Genomic DNA, 21600 nt, shown 5'->3' on the forward strand with positions numbered 1-21600 from the left:
AATAAATGATTATCATACAAATCCCCCTTGGTTTCTACTCAAGGGGGATTTTAAATGTAAGAAAAATTGAGCATCTTAAATACGTGAAGAACCACCAGTCTTTTACATAATGGCAATCGTGTTTTTAAAGCCCACGGATGTGCGTTTTTCTACAGAATATTAGCCTATTTTTCAGATAAATCAATCGATAATTTTTTTGCAGCAATAAAGAAGAAAGTACTAGCCACAATTTCAATGAAAATAATAATCGACATTGCCCAACGGATAGATTCTGAATGATAAGTTGGCGTAAGCCAATCGCTCAAAAGACCGACCGTTAATGGACCCAAGCCCAAACCAAGGATATTGAGAATGAAAAATAAAATAGCAGAAGTCAAGGCTCGCATATTGGCAGGTACAAGGCTATGAGAAACAGCGATAGATGGCCCTAAATAAGCACTTTGCATCAAGGCACATAAGCCCATAAATGCCAGTGACACATTTCTATCTTCAATAAATAATGCCCCAACAGCCAAACCACTTGATACTAATGCACCTATGGCTGGAATACGTAAATACCAACTTTTATCTTCTTTGCCGTATAAATCGGTCAGATAACCACCTAAAAATGTACCCAAAGCTCCACCTATTCCAAATAGTAAACCAAGCGTAACACCAATTTCACTACTTTGCATGTGGTGTATTCTACTCAAAAATGAAGGAGCCCAATTAGAAACACCATATAAACAAAATACATGAAATGCAGTAGCCAGACCCAAATAAGCAAAAGTTTTTGTTGCAAATAAGTACTTAACTACGGTAATTATGCTTACTGATTCGGTTTCAGTTTTTAAATCATCAGAAGCTCCACGTTTAGGTTCTTTTACCGAAATGTAGAATAACAATGAAAATACAATTCCTGGAATACCTAAGGCAAAAAATGCTACTCGCCAGCCTAATTCATGGTTTAGATAACCCCCAATTAAAAATCCAATGAGAATGCCAAAGTAAATTCCTGTTGAATAAATAGATAAAGCGGTTGCTCGTTTTTCAGCGGGAAAATAATCGGAAATCATTGAGTGGGCGGGCGGGCTACCGCCTGCTTCACCAATACCTACGCCAATGCGAGCTAAAAGTAATTGATAAAAGTTTTGAACTAAGCCCGAAACGGCTGTCATGATGCTCCATAATCCAAGAGAAATTGTTACGATATTTCTTCTATTTCCCTTATCAGCTATTCGGGCAATAGGCAAGCCTAAAGTGACATAAAATAGTGCAAATGTAAACCCCGATAACAATCCAAGCTGTGTATCAGTAAGATTTAATTCATGTTTGATTGATTCTTGGAGAATGACTAATAATTGTCGGTCAATGAAATTAAAAACATAAACTAAGGTTAGCATTACTAACACAAAGTAACGATATGAATGGTCGTTTAGAATATTTTTCATACATTAGTTGTCAAAAGAGGTATTTGCAAATTAATAATATTTATTGAAATAATTCTATTCTATGTTTAAAAAGTCTTTAATCATTTCTTTCTCTCAACGCTCAATAATTATGAAAAAAACAATCTTACTATTCTTTGTATTCATTAGCACGCTTGGTTTTGCACAGAACCTTGAAAAAGCCCTTCCCGAATCGGTAGGAATGAGTTCTACTCGCCTAAAACGTATCGAAACAGTTGTCAATGATTATATTCAGAAAGAGCGTCTTGCAGGTGCTATCGCATTAGTCATGCGTGATGGCAAGTTGGTATATCATGAATCATTTGGCTATGATGATATAAATACCAAAACAAAACTTTCGAAAGACGCCATCGTGCGAATTGCCTCACAAACCAAGGCCATTACCAGCACAGCCGTAATGATTCTTTATGAAGAAGGGAAAATTTTGCTAGATGAGCCCATTTCAAAATACATTCCTGCCTTTAAATCGCCAGTTGTATTAGATAAATTCAATGAGGCCGATAGTTCTTTTACTTCTATTCCTGCTAAAAGAGAAATTACAATTCGAGATTTATTGACTCATACCTCAGGCATTAGTTATTTAGGAATTGGCACAAAAGAAGCCAATGCTATTTATGCCAAAAATAAGATTTCAAATGGTTTAGGAGACCCTAATCTCAAATTGGCAGATTTTGCCAATAACTTAGCCAAAATGCCATTGATGCACCAACCCGGCGAACGTTTTACCTATGGTTTGAATACTGATATTTTAGGTTATTTAGTAGAAATTGTTTCTGGAAAGCCACTTGATGTATTCTTCCAAGAACGAATCTTTGCCCCATTGAACATGACCGATACTTTCTTTTATCTGCCAGAATCAAAACATAATAAATTAGCTACACTTTACGCCGAAGACCAAAACCGTAAATTGATAAAAGCTCCTGAAAGTTCACAGAATTTTCCAAGACAAAAAACTGGATTTATGTCTGGTGGAGGTGGTTTATCTTCATCGGCAACAGATTATGCCAAATTTTTACAATGTCTTTTAAATGGTGGAAGCCTTAACGGAAAAGATATTTTATCGCCCGCTATTATTCGTCAAATGACTACTAACCAAATTGGTGAGGTAAATGTAGGTATTAGAAAATTTGGTTTAGGATTTGCCCTCGCTACTTCAAAAGAAGCAGCTCGTTTGCCAGTTTCAGAAGGAAATTATGAGTGGGGTGGAATTTTCGGAACAAGTTATTGGGTCGACCCAAAACAAAATATTGTGGGTATATTTCTCACACAAAAATATCCTAATAGTTATGCCGATTTGGGCGAAAAATTTAAAGTTTTGGTTTATCAATCCTTAACAAAATTGAAGTAATTTAAACATGAATCATTCCGAAATTCTTAGTATGTTTTTATTCATTCAACGAATAGCATGTTGAAATTTATTAATAGAAAATTTAAATAAAAAAACCTCGAAAGTGACTACTTTCGAGGTTCATATAATATGATTTTAATTTAATCCGAGATAAATTTTTTAGGACTAAATATTCTTATAGTTGACTAAAATCGAAGGTTTCTAAGAATTTAGTAGTAAACTTACCCGATTTGAAAGTCTCATCATCCATCAACTTGATGTGGAATGGAATGGTAGTTTTGATACCTTCAATCACAAACTCTTGCAAGGCACGTTTCATACGCGTGATGACTTCTTCTCTCGATTGACCAGTAACAATAAGTTTGGCAATCATTGAGTCGTAATTCGCAGGAATGGTGTAACCTGCATAAACGTGGCTATCAATTCTCACACCATGCCCACCTGGGAAGTGTAAGTTAGTGATTTTACCAGGCGATGGACGGAAACCATTGATAGGGTCTTCGGCATTAATACGGCATTCCATCGAATATAATTTCGGGAAGTAGTTTTTACCCGAAATCGGTACACCTGCTGCTACTTTGATTTGTTCCTTAATTAAGTCGAAATCTGTTACTTCTTCCGTAATTGGGTGTTCTACCTGAATACGAGTATTCATTTCCATGAAATAGAACTTTCCGTATTTATCAACTAAAAATTCTATTGTACCCGCACCTTCATAGCCAATAGCCGCTGCACCTTTGATAGCTGCCGCACCCATTTGCTCACGTAGTTCTTGTGAAACAATCGGAGAAGGAGTTTCTTCAACTAATTTTTGGTGACGACGTTGAATCGAGCAATCACGCTCTGAAAGGTGACAAACTACACCATTTTGGTCGCCTACTACTTGAATCTCAATGTGGCGAGGTTCTTCGATGAACTTCTCTAAATATAAGCCATCATTTCCAAATGCTGCACCCGACTCCATTTTGGCGTCGTCCCATGCTTTTTGGAATTCAGATGAATTATTGATAATTCTCATACCGCGGCCACCACCCCCAGCAGTTGCTTTGATGATTACTGGGTAGCCCATTTCCTCTGATAAACGAATACCTTCTTCAACCGACTCAAGTAAGCCTTCTGAACCTGGGATAACTGGTACACCAGAATTTTTCATGGTAGCTTTAGCAGTTGCTTTATCTCCCATTGAGTTGATTTGGTCGGCTGTTGCACCAATAAACTTAATGCCGTATTCAGCACAAATTCTTGAAAACTCAGCGTTTTCTGATAAAAATCCGTAGCCAGGGTGAATGGCGTCAGCGTTTGTAATTTCGGCAGCCGAGATAATATTTGGAATATTCAAATATGACTGGCGGCTTGGAGCTGGGCCTATACAAACAGCTTCATCAGCAAATCTTACGTGCAGACTATCACGGTCGGCAGTAGAATAAACTGCTACTGTTTTAATGCCCATCTCACGGCAAGTTCTAATGATTCGAAGGGCGATTTCGCCACGATTGGCTATTAATATTTTTTTGAACATAGGTTTCTGATTTGAAATTTATGGATTTGAGTTGTCAAAGTAGTACACAAAGCCAATAAGCTTTTCGACTACCTGCTACAAGCCTTCAAATCAATTAGGCTCAACCAAGAACAAAGGTTGGTCAAACTCCACTGGAGTTGCATTTTCAACCAATACTTTAACGATTTTACCCGAAACTTCTGATTCTATTTCGTTGAAGAGTTTCATTGCTTCAATGATACAAACAACTTTTCCTGCCGATACCTCATCACCTACGTTCACGAAGTTTTCTTTATCTGGGCCAGGAGAGCGGTAGAATGTACCAATCATTGGTGATTTAATCGTAATTAAATTGCTTGCCTCGGCTGCAGGAGCAGGTGCTGCTGGTGGAGTAGCAACTGGAGCGGCGGCTGGGGCTGAAACAGGTGCTGCGGCTACTGGAGCTGGAGCTACGTAAGCTGGTTGAGCTACGGCCACAGGGGTAGTATTTGAATAGCGTTTGATAGCTAACTTTAGCTCAGAAGTTTCGATATTAACTTCGTCTAAGCCAGATTGAGATATAAAATCTATTAGTTTTTGGATATCTTTTGTTTCCATGAAAGGTAGATATTATTCGTGGTTATAGAGTAATTTTTCGTACAAATGTAAAAAGAAAGACGATACCTACAAAGAATATTAGAAAGCGGCCCTACAGTTTTAATCTAAGCAGCTTTCGGCGATTCGGTAGAGGAGGTATCGTCTGTGATATGTTTAAAAACTTGACTCAAGCGATTCTTGTTGTTTCTTACATGTAAATAATTAGCAATTATTTGCCTTCTTTCACACGTGAATCGTATTCGTAAGTTGTTGTATTTACACGAATCAATTCATCATTTTCGATGAAAAGTGGAACTCTGATTGATGCACCTGTTTCAACAGTTGCAGGTTTACTTGGGCTGGTAGTTGTATCGCCTTTTAAGCCTGGTTCTGTATAAGTAACACGAAGTTCAACATATTGTGGTAATTCGATGCTTAAGATAGTTTCAGTTTCAGCGTGCACTAAAGCAGAAACAGCTTGGCCTTCTTTCATCAAATCGGCTTGTGGAACCATCTTCTCGTCAAGATTAAATTGCTCGAAAGTATCGGTTTCCATAAAGTTATAGCCATCTTCATCTTTATAAAGAAATTGAAATTCTCTCTTTTCGATGCGGGCAGTTATTACGTTTACACCAGCGGTGAAAGTATTATCAATCACTCTACCAGTTTTGATGTTTCTCAGCTTAGTTCGAACAAAAGCTGGGCCTTTTCCTGGCTTTACGTGTTGAAATTCTACGATTGAATAAAGGTCATTATTCCATTCTAAACAAAGACCATTTCTAAAATCTGCGGTTGTTGCCATTACTAAATATGTCTTATTTATTTATTCCTTAGATATAATTTGTGGGGTTAATTAAAGAGCCCATTTAATGTAACATGCTCCCCAAGTGAATCCACCACCAAAAGCAGCTAAAACAAGATTATCTCCTTTTTTGAGTTGTTTTTCGTAATCGTATAAACAAAGCGGAATTGTAGCAGCAGTAGTATTGCCATATTTATGAATATTCAGCATTACTTTTTCATCACCAATACCCATTCGGCGAGCGGTAGCATCAATGATACGCTTATTTGCTTGATGTGGTACTAACCACGAAATATCATCACCAGTTAAGTTATTACGTTCCATGATTTCTGCTGAAACGTCTGCCATGTTTGTTACGGCAAACTTAAATACCGAAGGTCCTTCTTGGTGAATATTGTGCCAGCGATTATCTACTGTTTCGTGGCTTGCTGGATAACGGCTACCGCCACCTTTCATAATGAGGTGGTCGCCACCTGTTCCATCAGAACGAAGCAAGAAATCAATGATGCCATTTTCATCAGTTGAAGGTTCTAGTAATACAGCACCAGCACCATCGCCAAATAATACACAAGTGGTACGGTCAGTATAATCAACAATGGCCGACATTTTATCTGCTCCAATAACAATTACTTTCTTATAACGGCCAGACTCAATAAATTGAGTACCAACTGAAAGTGCATATAAAAAACCTGAGCAAGCGGCTAAAATATCAAAACTTCCGATTGAAGGAATCCCACATTGTGTACATACCAAATTGGCAGTTGAAGGAAACATAAAGTCGGGAGTTACCGTCGCACAAATAACTAAATCAATGTCTTTTGGGTTAGTTCCAGTTTTCGCAAGTAAGCCTTTCACTGCTTCTGAAGCCATGTATGAAGTGGCCAAGCCTTCTCCTCGTAAAATATGGCGTTCTTTAATACCCGTTCGAGTAGTAATCCACTCATCGTTAGTATCAACCAATTTTTCTAAATCTGCGTTGGTCAAAATATCTTCTGGCACATAGCCATGAATACCAGTGATAGCTGCTTTTAAGTTCATTTATGTATTAAAGGTCGGTTTAGAAAACAGACCATCATTAGTGAAAAGATGAAATTTAAAACTTACAATTACGTATAAAATTAAGAAGGTCAGACCTTCCGGTAAGACCTTCTTAATCTTCGTATGAAGCAATAATATGTTCAGTAACTTTTGATTCTACCTGACGAACAGCCAAGAAAATCATATTTTTGATAGCTTCTGGTGAAGAAATGCCATGTGCCACAATTACATTACCTTTCACGCCAATAATCGGACTTCCACCAATCACTTCGTAGTTCATACGGTCGATGAGTGAGTCTTTGATTCCTTGTGATGCGGCGTAATCGTAGAACGATTCTCCCATTTTGAAAATCACATTTCCAGTAAAACCTTCAGTTACAATCACATCCGCTTTTCCATCAAATAAGTCACGACCTTCAATATTACCTATGAAATTGACTTTCTTATTGATTTTCAATAGCTGATGAGCTGCTTGTACAACGGTTGAACCTTTTTGTTCTTCTTCTCCGATATTGAGAAGAGCAACTTTAGGGTTTTCAATTCCAAATGAGAATTTGGCATAAAGTGAACCAAGTTCGGCAAATTCTGCCAAAACTTCTGGTTTGCAGTCGGCGTTAGCACCAATGTCAAGCATTAGGCTATAACCACCGCTTTTGAGAGGAAGAAACCCTGCTATAGGTGGGCGTTGGATATTTCCAACAGTTTTTACTGTAAAGAGTGACCCTACCATCATAGCACCCGTATTTCCGGCACTACAAAAGGCGTCGACTTGTTTCTCTTTTAAAAGTTTAAACCCAACTCCAATGCTGGAATTGGGTTTTTGAGAAAAAGCTCTTGTTGGATGTTCTCCCATCTCGATAACATCGTCAGCATTGACCATTTCAATAGCATGAGCAGGATATTTCATTGTTCGTAAAATATCAAGCATTATGCTTTGTTTGCCAATCAATACCAATTTTATACCTTCGGATAATTGGTTGGCGGCCATGACAGCACCTTCGACGATGGCTTTGGGAGCAAAATCACCCCCCATAACATCTACGGCAATTTTCATAAAAGCAATCTCTTGGTTGAGTAAATATTTGTTTTTGGGTAACGGCTACTGGTATATTCTATAAGGAAAACTTATAAATTGTTTTTGGTAAGTAACCAGTATCCAGCCACAAGATATTATTAAGCTTTTTGGTAGCCTTCAGCAACTAATTTGCCTTTATAATATAAGTTACCTTCGAATACGTGTGCACGGTGACGAACGTGAATCTCGCCAGTAGTAGCATCTACTGATAATGATTTAGTTGTCAAAGAATCATGCGTTCTACGCTTATCTCTTCTGGTTGTCGAATGTCTTCGCTTAGGATGTGCCATTTTACTATTAACAATTAACTATGTAACAAATTTATTTTTATAAGATAGAGGCGAAATTGGTAATTTACAGCTTTTTGTGGCTGTGGTCAAAATCGTACCTCAATTATCATTCATTTTGAGTTTCGCAAGAGCTGCCCAACGTGGGTCAATTTCTTGCTCTTTTTCCTCTGGTTTCTCTTCTTCTGGGTCAGATGAGTAAACCAAGAGCCCATCTTCATCAAAATCATCATCTCTGAACCTTGGGTGAAGCTTCTTCATCGGGAGCGACACACAAATAAAATCATAGATGTGTTGGGCAATGTTGATGGTGGCTTGCCCGAAAGGAATCATTTCAATTTCATCGGTGATTTCCTCGTGGTGGTCGCCATATTTAAAAATATATCTTTCCTTCAACTCAATAGGCTCTTCGAAAGGCTCAAGGCTGCGGTCGCAGATGAGTTCGATGTTCGCCTTTATATCAAAATCAAGCTGAAGCAATGTAGCATTCTTGGTAAGTTTCACGATGGCCTTAAAATTGCCCTTCGAAATAAATACTTGTCCGAATGCTTCAAAAAACTTATCATCACCCTCGAATTCAAACGAATGAACCTTTTCTTCGAGTCCTTGAATGTTAATATCGTATTTTGATAGTATCTTGCTCACGTTTTCACAGAAAGGTTGCAAATTTACGGCTAATTTTGGAATTACGAAAGTTTCTTAGAGAAAATGCTTAAAATACTTACTAATAATCGTTTATTTTTTATTTTTTTCCTTGTTTGGGTGCTTTTTGGTGCGATTTTGCAACTAATTTCCAGCCCAACAGACCTGATGTTTCTTATAAATCAGCACCATAGCTTGGAGCTTGATGCTTTTTTTAGGTTTGTCACAACCCTCGGTGAAGACACAATTTGGTTGATTTTGTTGTTGGCGTTACTTTACCGACATTTCGTAAAAAAAGTCAAGCAAACAGCTATTGTAAAGTTTTTACTAATCTCTTGGATATTAAAGGTTTTGGTATCCTTGATTCTCAAAAACATATTTAATCATCCACGCCCAATAGAGGTTTATCAAAATAGTGGTCGAGCCATTAATTTGGTAGAAGGCGTCACGATGCACCATTGGCAAAGTTTTCCTTCTGGGCATACAACTACCGCTTTTGCTTTCGCTTGTTTTTGTGCAATAGTATTTCGAAAAACATCATTGTCAATCATCTTGTTAGTGATGGCAATGTTGGTGGGATTTTCTCGGATGTATCTTTTCCAGCATTTTCCTAGAGATGTTTTTGCCGGAAGTATTTTGGGGGTAGCTGTAGTGGTTGTGATGGCAAAATTCTTTTATAAAAAAGAAGAAATTTCAGCCTAAAATATATTTTATTTACACGTATCAACCTATAAACCTATGTTTTTTTCAAAAAGAGATTTACAGTTTCATCTTTACGAAGTTCTTGATAGCGAGTCACTTAGCCAATATGAATACTTTCAAGACCATAACCGAGAATCGTTTGATATGGTGCTCGATGCGGCGGAAAGTATTGCCGTAAAAATGCTTCATCCTTTACTAACTGAAATGGATAGAAAAGAACCTCAGTTGGTCGATGGAAAAATCAGGATTCATGAAGGAATGAAAGCCATCATTAAGAAAATGGGCGATGATGGTTGGGTAAACGCTGCTTTTCGCTATGATGAAGGGGGGCAGCAATTACCAATTACGGTGTTAAACACCGCAGGTTTTATTTTCCAAGCAGCCAACTATTCTTCGAGTATTTTTTCGTTCATGAGTGGTGGCTCTGCAAATCTTATTCGTACGTTTGGTTCGCAAGAATTGATAGATAGATTTACACCTAATATGTATTCGGGTAAATGGCAAGGTACAATGGCCTTGACAGAGCCTAATGCGGGTAGTTCGCTTTCGGATATTTCAACGATAGCTGAGCCAACCGACGAGGCAGGTGTTTATAAAATCAAAGGACAAAAAATATTTATTTCGGCAGGCGACCACGATGCTTGTGAAAATGTGGTGCATTTGATGCTTGCAAAAATAAAAGGTGGGCCGATAGGAGCGAAGGGGATTTCACTTTTTGTGGTTCCTCAAAAAAGACCAGAAAATGGAGAACTAATTGATAATGATGTAATTACGGCTGGAATTTTCCATAAAATGGGCTATAAAGGAGCTCCGATAGCTCATTTAAGTATTGGCTCCAATGATGGTACTTTGGGTTATTTAGTTGGCGAACCACACAAGGGTCTCAACTATATGTTTCAACTAATGAATGAAGCTCGTATCGGTGTTGGCCTCAATGCTACTGCCATCGGTACAGCCGCCTATCATTCGTCGTTGGCGTACGCAAAGGAGCGTCCACAAGGAAGAAAAATTTCAGAAAAAGACCCAACAAAACCTCAAATAACCATCATCAATCATGCCGATGTGAAGCGAATGTTGTTGTTTCAGAAGGCAGTGGTAGAGGGTTCTTTAGGTTTGTTATTATTCTGTAGTAAATTATCAGATTTGATTTTGGTAGAAACTGGCGAAGCAAAAGAACGTGCCGAATTATTACTAGATTTACTTACACCCGTAGGAAAATCATATCCTTCTGAAATGTGCTGTTTATCAACCAGTGCGGCGGTGCAGGTTTTGGGTGGTTCGGGTTATACAACCGATTTTCCAGTTGAACAATATTATCGTGAAGCACGTATTCATCCAATTCATGAAGGTACAACGGCCATTCATGGGCTTGACCTTTTGGGTAGAAAGCTGACAATTCATAACGGTAAAGCTGCACAGATTTTCTTTGAAGAGGTGTCCAAAACAATGAATGAAGCTGCCCAAATTCCCGCCTTACAGCCATTCGTTGAAAAACTTCAAAAATATTTAGCAAAAGCACAACAAGCAACGGGTTATTTATTGGGCTTGGCTGGAAAAGGTGAAATAGAGAAATATTTGGCTGATGCTACCCTGTATTTAGAGATGTTTGGTATCATCACGATTGCATGGCAATGGCTGGGCCAAGCGATTGTTGCAGAAAGAAAATTGGCCGAAGCACACGATACTGACCAAAACTTTTATCAAGGCAAATTGGCCACTTTAAGGTATTTCTACGAATATGAATTAGTAAAAGTAGATTCGCTCGTAAAACGCCTACAAAGCACTGATTCTGTAACCATAGAAATGCAAGCTGATTGGTTTTGATATTTTGCGGGACTTCGGCTTCGCTCAGCCACCGCAAAAAACGTTGCCTGAGCGGAGTCGAAGGCATCGTTTTTACCCCACCAAAGCAAATACAAACAACCCGAAAGCCATTAATAAAAAATAGCCTACCAACGAAGCTGCTCCTGCGTAATCTTTGGCGATGCGTTGCCCCGTAAAAAGACAAAAAAGCGAAAGTAATGATAATTCTAAGCCTAAAATAGCAAAGTCTTTTTGTCCTTCAATGAAATGAAAAATGCCACCAAAAAAAGAGGCCATTCCCGCCAAAACTTCCAAAATTGTAATGATGATAAATAGTAAGCCCGACACCCTACTTAGAAATGTGTTGGCAAAAACACTTTGTATGTAGCCTTTATTGCCTTTAAAATCGAAGACTTTATCGAGGCCTGATTGAAGGAAAAGTACACCAGCAAAGAGAGAAATCATTACCTGAATGATTTTCAATAATGTATGGTCGAAAATGTGCATTTGTTTTATGGTTTGGTTGATGGGCAAATTTAGAAATTATTATGCTATCAATATATATACCTTCATTGAAATTCTTTTATCGCATGAATACAAAACAATATTTTGATTTATTGCTATTTTTTTATTTATTGAGACTAAATTCCAAATAAAATTTCGAAATGGATTATTTTATTCCTTCCTCTCAGAACGATTTTGACCATATTATTAATGGGTTTCGTAAAAAAACATTACCAGCCAAAGAATGGACGCATGAAGCTCATTTGATTGCGGGGTTGTGGCATGTAGCTAATTTTAGTTATGAAGAAGCCCTTAATACTATGCGAGAAAATATTAAGGACTATAATTTATCAGTTGGCGGGCAAAACACCGATTCGAGTGGTTATCATGAGTCAATTACGGTATTTTGGGTTTGGTTATTGAATGAGTTTTGGCAAAGGTATTCAACTAATAATCAGAGTTTTGAGCAAGTTTGTAACGCTTTCTTGACAAGCAAGTACTGCGACCGTGCCGCTGCTTTTACTTTCTATACTCGTGAAAAATTACTTTCTCGTGAAGCTCGACTGGCTTTTGTATCCCCCGATGTTCAGGCGTTTGATTTTGATGTTTTGTAGAGACGTTGCATGCAACGTCTCTACGGCAAAACTAACCAAATGTGCCACACTTTGTTATCTGAGAACAGGTATGGCACATTTAAAACTTATAATTTTACAAACGAATTCCGAATGAAATGGCATTGCCATTGATTGGGTTGTTATCATTGAAAAGTGGTGTGCGTTCGTAGCGGGCAAATAAGGTAAATCCTTCTCGACCTAATTCTGCGGCTAAGCCGTAGTGGAATTTATTAAGATTATAAGCACTTTTGAAATGCTCTTTTGTTCCGTTTTCATCTTTAGTTTTTACATAACTGCCGATTCTTGCACCACCATAAGCTCCAATTCCTAAACTCCAACGGCTTTCTTTAAAGCCAAACTGAAGCATCAGCGGAATATTCAAACTAGATACGACCAATTTCGATTTATCAAGATTTTGCTTTACATCTACAAAATCAGCTCCTGCCTGTGAATTGATTAGTCGAATATTATCTTTCATCATATAATTGTTCCAAGCAAACTCAAAGCCAGTGCCAAGGGCCACATCAACATTATTGCCAGTAATAAGGCGATGATTTTTCTTCCAGTTGAGGGCTACATATCTCGAACGTAAATTGTCGAGTTCAGGCATTGTTTTACTTTCGTAAGTATTTAGCCCAACATAGATACCAAAGTCTTTACGTGAAAACATATTATGTTTCTTTGGCGAGAAATGCGAAGAACGCGTATATTCTCTTGAATCTTTCTCATCATCTTGGGCAAATGCTCCGAAATTTAAAGTAATAGCCATAGCTAAAGCAGCGATTGTTTTTACAAGCGTTTTCATAATTTTATTAATTGCGGCAACCCGCAAGCTAAATGTTAATGATTGATTTGGTGTGTAGATAGTGAAGTGTTATGAAGCTTCAACTATCAAGTTATGTTTGAAAAACCGCTGCAGAAGTTTTTGAAAATTTTTGCTTTTCGTAATGTAGATGCAAGAAGTAGGATGGAGGGTTGCAGAAGAAAAATAAAAAATGTAAAAATTTCTTTAGTAGAAGTTGTTATTTGCTGATAATCAGTAATTTATGTTTTAAGAAATATTAAATAAATTTGAAGAAACCCCTCACAGGTTAGGAGAGGGGCTGTATATTTTTTTAAATGAAATTAACCTCGGCTGAAAGCTGAATGCCAAATTTCTCTTTCACTGAGGCTTGTATTTTTTCTGATAATTCTTTGATCTCATAGCCTTTTCCACCACCATAATTCACTAAAACCAAAGCTTGCTTGGCATGTACGCCTACATTGCTAAATCGTTGACCTTTCCAACCTGCTTGCTCGATGAGCCAACCCGCAGGTACTTTAATAGTTGTTTGATTGACAGGATACGAGGGAATATTTGGAAACTGTTCTTTTAAAATATTGAACTGAGTGGAAGGAATTTCAGGATTTTTGAAGAAACTACCCGCATTGCCAATCTCTGCTGGATTAGGTAATTTACTCTGACGAATATGAATCACGGCATCGCTGATTGCTTTGATGCTTAATTCGTTTACGTTCATTTCGGCTAATGTATCTTTTATCGCACCATATTCTACGTGGAAATTTGGTTTTTTACTTAGTTTAAACGTAACGTTCAAAATAATATATTTACCTTTTCCTTCGTGTTTGAAAATGCTTTCTCGATAACCAAAATTACAGGTTGGTTTATCAAATTTCTTTATATCACCAGTTGCAATTTCTAGAGCTTCTAGTTCTTCAAAAACTTCTTTAATTTCGATGCCGTAGGCCCCAATATTTTGCATCGGAGCTGCCCCAACGGTGCCCGGAATCAACGATAAATTTTCAATACCTGCATAGTTTTTTGATACACAGTACATGACTAAATCATGCCAAACCACTCCTGCTCCTGCTTTAATCCAAATATTTTCGTCAGTTTCTTTGATTATTTCTAAGCCTTTAATCGACATTTTAATAACTAAACCATCGAAATCCTTAGTTAGAAGCATATTACTTCCACCACCCAAAATTAGGCGTTCAACTGATTGATATTGTGGGTTTTGAAGAATAGCTTGTAATTGACTAAGATTTTCAACCTCAACAAAATATTTTGCAGTGGCTTCTATTCCAAATGTATTGAATGGCTTCAGTTGTACGTCTTTTTGAACAATCATTGAGCGATAAGAAAAGAAATAAGTTTATTAAGATGAACGTCAAAGTTAGCGATTTTTACAAAACCTTGCTGTGATAAAGCATAAAACAATCATTTAATGTTGATTAAAAAGTTTAGCGTTGTGTCTTTTAGCATAGATAGACCAATATGAATTCTTCTTGAAAATGGCTTTGCGTAGGTATTTATGCCATTTTGATAAAATAGCGATTTTTGGATGTGTCTAGTAATTAGCAAGTTAGGAGATTTTGGTTAAAATTTTATTAATTTATTTTAAAAATACTTTGGAGTCTTATATTTTTTCTGAGAAATATACTATATTTGCATTACCCTATTCAACCTAACTCTTTTTTCGCTTCGGCGATGTGTTCAACCCAACCTATTTCAAACCTATAATCAAAGATATTTGAAATAGGTTGCTATTAAAGCATAAAAAAAGGTAGTAAATCTAAATTTACTACCTTTTTTTATGCCCTGTCTTGTAATGCGGCTTCTCCAGAAAATCCTTCAGAAAGGTTAATTTATTTTTAAGATTCTTAAATCCAGTTTTAAAACTTTACCGTAGATAAGAACAAATAACAAATTTCAACTTCAACTAAAATGAAAAAAAACCTTCTCGCAGTCACGAAAGTGATAGTGGCATTAGTATTGACATTTTTTGTGTCGATGCTGGTCTGGGCTAACTGGGAAGAACCACCACTTTCTGAAAAACTCGACTTAAAGCCCATTCACTTAGCCGTATTTAGCTTAGACAAACAAGCAAATATGGCCGATAGCACACTAATTTCACAAAAACTTTCTTCAACACAAGGCGTTACGGCCTGCACCGTTAATCCAGCATTTAAAACTGTAAGTATTACTAATTATGAAGATGAGGTTTCGGAAGAAACCTTAAAATCGCTTGTTCAGCAAAAAGACTACGTGGCTTCAAAAATTAATTTTGCAGCGATGGAAGGACCCAAATGTCCCGTACCGATGGAATACATTGATTTTTTTACCAACATGAAACGCACACTTTGCCTACGATAAGTTAGGATTTTATTCGCTTCACAAGATTTTCTGGTAAGCTAAATTTCTCTTCGCAGAATTTTGCGAGAAAGAAAGTTTATTGCCTTTACTACATCAATCTACCAGCTTGATGTTCGGAAAATGCTGTGTTTAATTTTTATTTATTTAATCTATAACCAATTTTTCATCATGAAAAAAAGTGTTTATTTACTGCTTGCAGGAGCATTATTTTTTACTGCTTGTAAGAAAACCGAAGAAGAGCCCCCGAAGTCTTTGTATGTACGTTTGGGGGGAAATGCCGCTATTCAGGCAGTGATTGACCAATTTATTACGAATGTGGCGAGCGATACTCGAATTAATATTTTCTTTGCCGATGCTGCCGCTGACCCCGCACGCTTGAAGAAATTACGCGATAATTTAGTAAATCAAGTAGGGCAAGCTACTGGTGGGCCAGAGAAATATACGGGTTTAGACATGAAAACTGCCCATAAAGGTATGAATATTCAGGAGGCTGATTTTAATGCATTGGTAGAAGACCTTTCGAAAGCATTAGATAAGTTTAGTGTACCAATGACAGAAAAGTCAGAACTTTTGACAGCCTTAGCCACTATGAAAGCTGATATTGTGGAGCCAAGTACATCGCTATATAATCAGTTAGGAGGAAATGCCGCTATTTCGGCAGTTATCGACCAGTTTATTACTAATGTAGCGGGAGACTCAAGAATCAATGCTTTCTTTGCTGATGCCGCTGCCGACCCAGCTCGTTTGATGAAGCTGCGTAATAATTTGATTAATCAAGTAGGGCAAGCTACTGGTGGGCCAGAGAAATATACGGGTTTAGATATGAAAACGGCTCATAGAGGTATGGGTATTACTGAGGCTGACTTCAATGCATTGGTTGAAGATTTGGTAAAATCATTAGATAAGTTTAAAGTTTTGCCAAAACCTAAAAATCAATTATTGGGAGCATTAGCAGCTATGAAAGGTGATATTGTAGAAGGTTCTACGCCACTTTATGCTCGTTTGGGAGGAAATGCAGGAATTTCGGCCGTAATTGATGATTTTATTGGTAAAGTAGCAGCCGATACACGTATTAATTCATTTTTTGCTGCCGCTGCCGCTGACCCAGCACGCTTGATGAAATTGCGTAATAATCTAATCAATCAAGTTGGACAAGCTTCTGGTGGTTCGGAAAAATACACAGGTCTTGATATGAAAACCGCACATAAAGGTATGAAAATTACTGATGCTCACTTCAATGCGTTGGTTGAAGACCTAACGATGTCGTTAGTGAAATTCAATGTTCAATCAAAAGCAAAGATTGAGTTACTCACGGCATTGGGTAGTATGAGGGCGGATATTGTCGGGCAATAAACTTGTTGCAGGACTTTATTGAAGTATAAGTCGAAATTAGTTAGAGAAATGATTCATTTCTCTAACTAATTTCGGGATGACTAATAAAAACTATTACATATTGGTCAAAATCGTTTTCAGTACAGCTTGGGCCGACCATTCACGATTGGCGGCTTGTTGTACTACAACTGATTGGTTATCAAGCACGTAGTCACTTACTTTTAGATTTCTTCTTACTGGTAAACAGTGCATAAATATACCGTTATTGGTGAGTGCCATTTTTTCTTGCGTAATCATCCAAGAAGGGTCAGTTGAAAGCACTTGTCCATAATGTGTATATGACGACCAGTTTTTACCATAGACAAAATCAGCTCCTTTGAGGGCTTCGTCTTGGTCATAGATTACTTTGGCATTACCAACCATCTCTGGAGCTAAATCATAGCCTTTCGGATGAGTAATAATAAACTCATAATCTGTTTGGTTTACCCATTCAGCAAATGAATTGGCCACTGCTTGTGGAAGTGGCTTGAAATGCGGCAACCATGTAAGTACAACTTTTGGACGTGCAGTTTTCTTTACCTCCTCAATTGTAATTAAATCAGCTAAAGATTGGCATGGATGACGAGTTGCTGACTCTAAATTTATGATTGGCACGCCCGAATACTGACGGAATTTTTCCATTACTATCTCTTGATAATCAGCATCACGGTCTTTTAAACCAGCAAATGCTCGCACAGCAATAATATCACAATAACTTCCAATAACGGCCGCTGCTTCTTTTACATGCTCGGCTTTATCACCGTTCATAACCACTCCGTCTTCCATTTCAAGCTGCCAGCTGTCTTGTCCCACATTCATGGTTAAGACTTTCATTCCGAGGTTTTCGGCAGCTTTTTGTGTACTTAAACGTGTACGGAGACTTTGGTTGAAAAAAATCAAACCAATGGTTTTGTTTTTTCCGAGCTCTTGGTCAGCGAAACGGTTAGCTTTTTGTCTGATACCTTCCTGTACTAATTCCTGCACGTTTTGTACATCGTGCAAAGAGATAAAATGCTTCATTCTTTTCTTTGGTATGCCCTAATTTAGGGTAAAATAATGCTCCTTAAGGAGTAGGCGTATATAAAATTTCTCTGTTTACTTTAGCTGGAAGTGGCCCCATTGTAGTAAGTTTCAATACTGCAATGTTTGCACCTGCGTTGGCACAAGTTTCAATATCTTTGCCTTCTAAGAAAGCAGTTAAGAAGCCTGACCAGTATGAGTCTCCCGCACCAGTAGCATCAACTACTTCAATTTTTCGAGCGGCCATTTCGAGTTTTTGTTTGCCGTTTTCGTATGAAATAATACTTCCACGGCCACCCATCGTAAAACATACAACAGATGCCCCCATTCGGTGCAAATCGGCAATTGCTTCTTGGGGTTCTATTACACGTCCATATAAGCGTTCGGCATCATCTTCGCTCATTTTAGCCAAAGCTCCGTTTTTTAGGTAGGCCGCAATTATTTGCATAGCTTCGTTGCGGTCTGGCCAAATACTCGGAGCATAGTTTAGGTCGATACTTAGTTGACAACCCAGTTTATTAGCTCTTTGAGCAGCTTCTACGATAGTGCTTTGGGCTGGATTCTGACTCAAGGCAAAGCAAGTCGTATGAAAAACGGCACTTTCGCTCAATAATTCATCAGAAATGTGTTCTGGACGAATCATGCGGTCTGCTGTTCGGTAAGCAATAAAATCAGGTGTACCCTTTGAGCGAGCCACGACAACAATACTTGAAGGTTCTTGTTCATCAATCGCTACGTGAGTTATATCAACACCAGTTTCCTTTACTTTTGCTATTAAATATTTTCCAAGACTATCTTTTCCTACGCACGAAACAATAGCTGTTGGGTTGCCTAAACGTGCCATATTAGCGGCCAAATTTGAAGGGCTTCCCCCTTGAAAACGCTGAAAACGATCAGTAGTTGAAATATCTTCAGCCAGTTCAGTTCCAATAAAGTCGGCTAATAATTCGCCAACGGCCAATAATGCGTACTTTCGTGTCATAGGGTAAAGTTTTTGCAAATATTAAAGATTTACTAAGAATTATAAAAATTGACTCATTAATTTTCTAATAGTGCCTTTAAAGCAGTCAAATTGACTTTAAAAAAGCATTATTAGAGATTAATTTTTTTTGTCATTAGGAAAAGTGGGTAACTAAAAATCAAAAAGACTAAAGCATACATACTGCTGTTAAGGTCTTGATAAACAGCACCGATAAGAAACATAACTGATATGATTATCAATATAAATGGAATGTAAGGATAACCAATTACCTTATAGGGGCGTGGAAGATTGGGTTCTTTTTTACGAAGCATAATTACCGAAGCAAACCCTGCGGCATAGGTCATCACAAAGAAGAATGTAGCAATATCTGAGAGGCGTTCGCAAGTGTCTTTTCCACTGATAATCAATAAAATAGAGCAAATTCCTGTAAGTGGCATGGCAAAAGCTGGTGTACCTCCGCTGTTTACTTTCTGAGCGAGCTTCAGAAATAGTCCGTCCTTGCTCATTGAGTAAATGACTCTTGGAGCAAACATAATTTGTGCATTTAGCATGCCTAAAATGGATACCATCAAGAAAAACGTAACAATTTTACCAGATTTTTCGCCAAAAATTAATCGGATTGCATCGGCTGCTGCTAATTTTGAGGTAGCTAATACCTCTATTGGCATGATATAAAGAATAGCTAAATTGACCAAAAGATAGATTGAAATAACAACCAAAACCCCACTAATCATTGATTTAGGAAGGTTTTTGGCAGGGTCAGTGTTCTCTTCTGTAAAGTACGCGGCGGTATGCCAGCCATCAAACGTATAAAAAACTTGTTGTAAAGCCACTATCAAACCTGTCAATAAAGCGGGTTTCGCTACTCGTTGAGTGGTAGAGACTAGCTCTTGCGTTTTTACTTCGCCGCCATAAACAAAACACATAAAGACAAAAGCAAATAAACCAACTGCTTTAAGAAATGACATGATTTCCTGTGATTTTCCTGCCGATTTAGTACCTAACCAGTGGAAGCACATCAAGATAAAAAGAATACTGATAGCCATCCAGCGAATGATTGGGTCGGTATTAGGCCAAATAAGAGCAATATATTCGCTCATGGTATATGCCCCAAAACCTAAAGCAGCTACCGTACCTAGCCAACTTGTAATACCAGTGACAAAACCTACGTAGTCGCCAAATGCACGGCGTGCATAAACATACCAAGCACCAGCACGTGGCACCGATACACCCAGCTCAATGGTACATAAAACACCTAGAAAAGCATATAAACTTACCAATGCCCAAACGAGCATAATGAGTGCGGGGTCGCCTAGATTTGCTGCAATAGGGCCGGGTTTGCGTAAAATACCTGTGCCTATTGTTCCGCCGACGGTAACTGCAATGCCGAAGCCAACACCAAGTAATTTGAGGAGTTTGTTAGAATCTTCTTTAGGAGAGTTAGGGTTCATTTGGACGAAGTTTTACTTTAGTTTCAAAACGAAGATAAGCATTTTCGATAAAAACCAAAACGATGTTTTGCCTAAGGCTGTCCTAACGAATTAAATGGGAGGTGTAATTAATTGATGATTAAATAGTTAGCAGTAAATCAAGAAAATAAAGTTTGAAGACCTTCTAGAATAGTATGGAACAAAAAATGGTCAGTTTTTCAACCGACCACCCTATCCATTTTAAACTCAATTAAACTTCGAACAATATGTTCTGGCTTAAATTATGAAACAAAACTACGACAATATTTTCTTTTAGGTAAGTGTTAATAGTAATAATAGGTAAGTACTTTAATAAATTTTTTTAATTTTGTTTTAAATCTCCTATAAGGTTGTCAGATATTCTAACAACCTCTCAGAGGCATATATACTTCATCATAGGTTAAAATCTCAAACAATAATAATGCAAATGTATGCAAACTTTTTTGATAATGTCAAAAATATTTTGCATTATTTTGCAATATTTGTACAAATATTTGCAAGGACTATGTTAAAAGAAGAACGCCAACGCTTAATACTTGAAAAACTTAATACCGATAAGAAGATTAATTTTGTAGAACTCGGTAAGTTTTTAGATGTTTCGTATGATAGTATTCGTAGGGATATTATTGAATTAGAAGACAAAGGTTTTCTTAAAAAAGTACATGGAGGAGCGGTTGCAAATTCATATTTGTCGGTTTTAGGAACTAAAAGAAACGGGGCAAGTAGTAGCGAAGAGCTATCTATTATGTTTAAAAAAGCCCAAAAATTATTCGAAAATCGCCAAACCATCATCATGGATGGAGGCACGACTAATTATTTTATGGCCGAACAGTTGGCCAAAACGCTTGAGCTTACCATCATAACCAATAGTACTCCATTGGCTATGGCTTTAAATGAGCACCCAAAAATTGATGTAATATTATTGGGTGGTACTTATTTTAAGCGTTATCAAATTACGCTCGGTAGCGAGGTTTCTCGTCAGCTTGAACACATCAATGCCGATTACTATTTTATGGGAGTGAACGGCGTTCACCACGAAAAAGGATTGAGCATTAGGCATTATGAAGAGTCGCTTATCAAACAAAATATGATGAAAGCGGCCAAAAAAACGGTTTGTTGTGTAATAGAGGAGAAGCTAAATGTGCAAGAAGCTCACAGAGTTTGCAATTTTCAGCAAATAGATTTAATGATTACGAATCTAAAACCAACTGACTCCGCTTTGAAGGATTTTCAAAAGCAGGGAGTTGAAATTATTTAATACCTA

At 37.5% G+C, this 21600-nt stretch carries 21 protein-coding genes; 7 read left to right on the forward strand and 14 right to left on the reverse strand.

Annotated features, from left to right (window positions below; genetic code table 11):
- Window positions 1–164: 164 nt before the first annotated feature.
- A complete protein-coding gene (locus tag A6M55_RS00570) occupies window positions 165–1430 on the reverse strand; it encodes an MFS transporter (protein ID WP_064196117.1) in 1266 nt (421 codons plus the stop codon).
- A 109-nt stretch (window positions 1431–1539) separates the two neighbouring features.
- Here A6M55_RS00570 and A6M55_RS00575 point away from each other — a divergent pair, with 109 nt between their 5' ends.
- Window positions 1540–2796 (forward strand): serine hydrolase, encoded by a 1257-nt coding sequence (locus tag A6M55_RS00575; RefSeq protein ID WP_064196143.1) that lies wholly within the window; start codon window positions 1540–1542, stop codon window positions 2794–2796.
- 175 nt (window positions 2797–2971) lie between these two features.
- Here the strand turns inward: A6M55_RS00575 and accC are convergent, their stop codons facing one another.
- The 7 genes from accC to A6M55_RS00610 form a co-directional block, all read right to left on the reverse strand.
- A complete protein-coding gene (gene accC / locus A6M55_RS00580; RefSeq protein ID WP_015029118.1) occupies window positions 2972–4315 on the reverse strand; it encodes an acetyl-CoA carboxylase biotin carboxylase subunit in 1344 nt (447 codons plus the stop codon).
- Window positions 4316–4405: 90 nt separating this feature from the next.
- Complete coding sequence (gene accB, locus A6M55_RS00585) at window positions 4406–4891, reverse strand: acetyl-CoA carboxylase biotin carboxyl carrier protein (protein WP_064196118.1); 486 nt, start codon at window positions 4889–4891, stop codon at window positions 4406–4408.
- Between the two features lie 208 nt (window positions 4892–5099).
- Window positions 5100–5672, reverse strand: coding sequence for an elongation factor P (gene efp / locus A6M55_RS00590; protein ID WP_015029120.1), 573 nt, complete (start codon window positions 5670–5672; stop codon window positions 5100–5102).
- Window positions 5673–5723: 51 nt separating this feature from the next.
- A complete protein-coding gene (locus tag A6M55_RS00595; protein ID WP_015029121.1) occupies window positions 5724–6710 on the reverse strand; it encodes a beta-ketoacyl-ACP synthase III in 987 nt (328 codons plus the stop codon).
- A 112-nt stretch (window positions 6711–6822) separates the two neighbouring features.
- Window positions 6823–7764: a phosphate acyltransferase PlsX gene (plsX, locus tag A6M55_RS00600; protein WP_064196119.1), complete on the reverse strand. Its 942-nt coding sequence runs from the start codon at window positions 7762–7764 to the stop codon at window positions 6823–6825.
- Between the two features lie 119 nt (window positions 7765–7883).
- On the reverse strand, window positions 7884–8075 hold the full coding sequence (rpmF, locus tag A6M55_RS00605; RefSeq protein WP_015029123.1) for a 50S ribosomal protein L32: 192 nt from the start codon (window positions 8073–8075) through the stop codon (window positions 7884–7886).
- Between the two features lie 99 nt (window positions 8076–8174).
- Entirely contained in the window at window positions 8175–8717 is a 543-nt protein-coding gene (locus tag A6M55_RS00610; protein ID WP_015029124.1) for a DUF177 domain-containing protein, read from the reverse strand.
- A gap of 165 nt (window positions 8718–8882) precedes the next feature.
- On the opposite strand from A6M55_RS00610, the gene A6M55_RS00615 reads away from it, so the two are divergent.
- Both A6M55_RS00615 and A6M55_RS00620 read left to right on the forward strand, forming a co-directional pair.
- Entirely contained in the window at window positions 8883–9416 is a 534-nt protein-coding gene (locus tag A6M55_RS00615) for a phosphatase PAP2 family protein (RefSeq protein ID WP_197491641.1), read from the forward strand.
- A gap of 36 nt (window positions 9417–9452) precedes the next feature.
- A complete protein-coding gene (locus tag A6M55_RS00620; protein WP_064196121.1) occupies window positions 9453–11240 on the forward strand; it encodes an acyl-CoA dehydrogenase in 1788 nt (595 codons plus the stop codon).
- A gap of 72 nt (window positions 11241–11312) precedes the next feature.
- Here the strand turns inward: A6M55_RS00620 and A6M55_RS00625 are convergent, their stop codons facing one another.
- Window positions 11313–11726, reverse strand: coding sequence for a DoxX family membrane protein (locus A6M55_RS00625; RefSeq protein WP_064196122.1), 414 nt, complete (start codon window positions 11724–11726; stop codon window positions 11313–11315).
- Between the two features lie 158 nt (window positions 11727–11884).
- On the opposite strand from A6M55_RS00625, the gene A6M55_RS00630 reads away from it, so the two are divergent.
- Entirely contained in the window at window positions 11885–12337 is a 453-nt protein-coding gene (locus tag A6M55_RS00630) for a hypothetical protein (RefSeq protein WP_015029128.1), read from the forward strand.
- A 94-nt stretch (window positions 12338–12431) separates the two neighbouring features.
- On the opposite strand, the gene A6M55_RS00635 is transcribed toward A6M55_RS00630, so the two are convergent.
- Both A6M55_RS00635 and murB read right to left on the reverse strand, forming a co-directional pair.
- Window positions 12432–13142 (reverse strand): outer membrane beta-barrel protein, encoded by a 711-nt coding sequence (locus tag A6M55_RS00635; protein ID WP_064196123.1) that lies wholly within the window; start codon window positions 13140–13142, stop codon window positions 12432–12434.
- A gap of 310 nt (window positions 13143–13452) precedes the next feature.
- Window positions 13453–14469 carry a UDP-N-acetylmuramate dehydrogenase gene (gene murB / locus A6M55_RS00640; RefSeq protein WP_064196124.1) on the reverse strand — a complete coding sequence of 339 codons (1017 nt, stop codon included), beginning with the start codon at window positions 14467–14469 and terminating at the stop codon, window positions 13453–13455.
- Window positions 14470–15065: 596 nt separating this feature from the next.
- Between murB and A6M55_RS00645 the strand changes: the two genes are divergently transcribed.
- Complete coding sequence (locus tag A6M55_RS00645; protein ID WP_064196125.1) at window positions 15066–15494, forward strand: hypothetical protein; 429 nt, start codon at window positions 15066–15068, stop codon at window positions 15492–15494.
- Between the two features lie 168 nt (window positions 15495–15662).
- Window positions 15663–16847, forward strand: coding sequence for a group 1 truncated hemoglobin (locus A6M55_RS17255; RefSeq protein WP_156510953.1), 1185 nt, complete (start codon window positions 15663–15665; stop codon window positions 16845–16847).
- Between the two features lie 93 nt (window positions 16848–16940).
- Here the strand turns inward: A6M55_RS17255 and A6M55_RS00655 are convergent, their stop codons facing one another.
- The 3 genes from A6M55_RS00655 to A6M55_RS00665 form a co-directional block, all read right to left on the reverse strand.
- On the reverse strand, window positions 16941–17885 hold the full coding sequence (locus tag A6M55_RS00655) for an N-acetylornithine carbamoyltransferase (RefSeq protein WP_064196126.1): 945 nt from the start codon (window positions 17883–17885) through the stop codon (window positions 16941–16943).
- A 43-nt stretch (window positions 17886–17928) separates the two neighbouring features.
- Window positions 17929–18867 (reverse strand): carbohydrate kinase family protein, encoded by a 939-nt coding sequence (locus A6M55_RS00660; protein WP_064196127.1) that lies wholly within the window; start codon window positions 18865–18867, stop codon window positions 17929–17931.
- Window positions 18868–18977: 110 nt separating this feature from the next.
- A complete protein-coding gene (locus A6M55_RS00665; RefSeq protein WP_064196128.1) occupies window positions 18978–20318 on the reverse strand; it encodes an APC family permease in 1341 nt (446 codons plus the stop codon).
- 523 nt (window positions 20319–20841) lie between these two features.
- Between A6M55_RS00665 and A6M55_RS00670 the strand changes: the two genes are divergently transcribed.
- Window positions 20842–21594: a DeoR/GlpR family DNA-binding transcription regulator gene (locus tag A6M55_RS00670; RefSeq protein ID WP_041693501.1), complete on the forward strand. Its 753-nt coding sequence runs from the start codon at window positions 20842–20844 to the stop codon at window positions 21592–21594.
- Window positions 21595–21600 lie beyond the last annotated feature (6 nt).

The organism is Emticicia sp. MM (assembly GCF_001649495.1).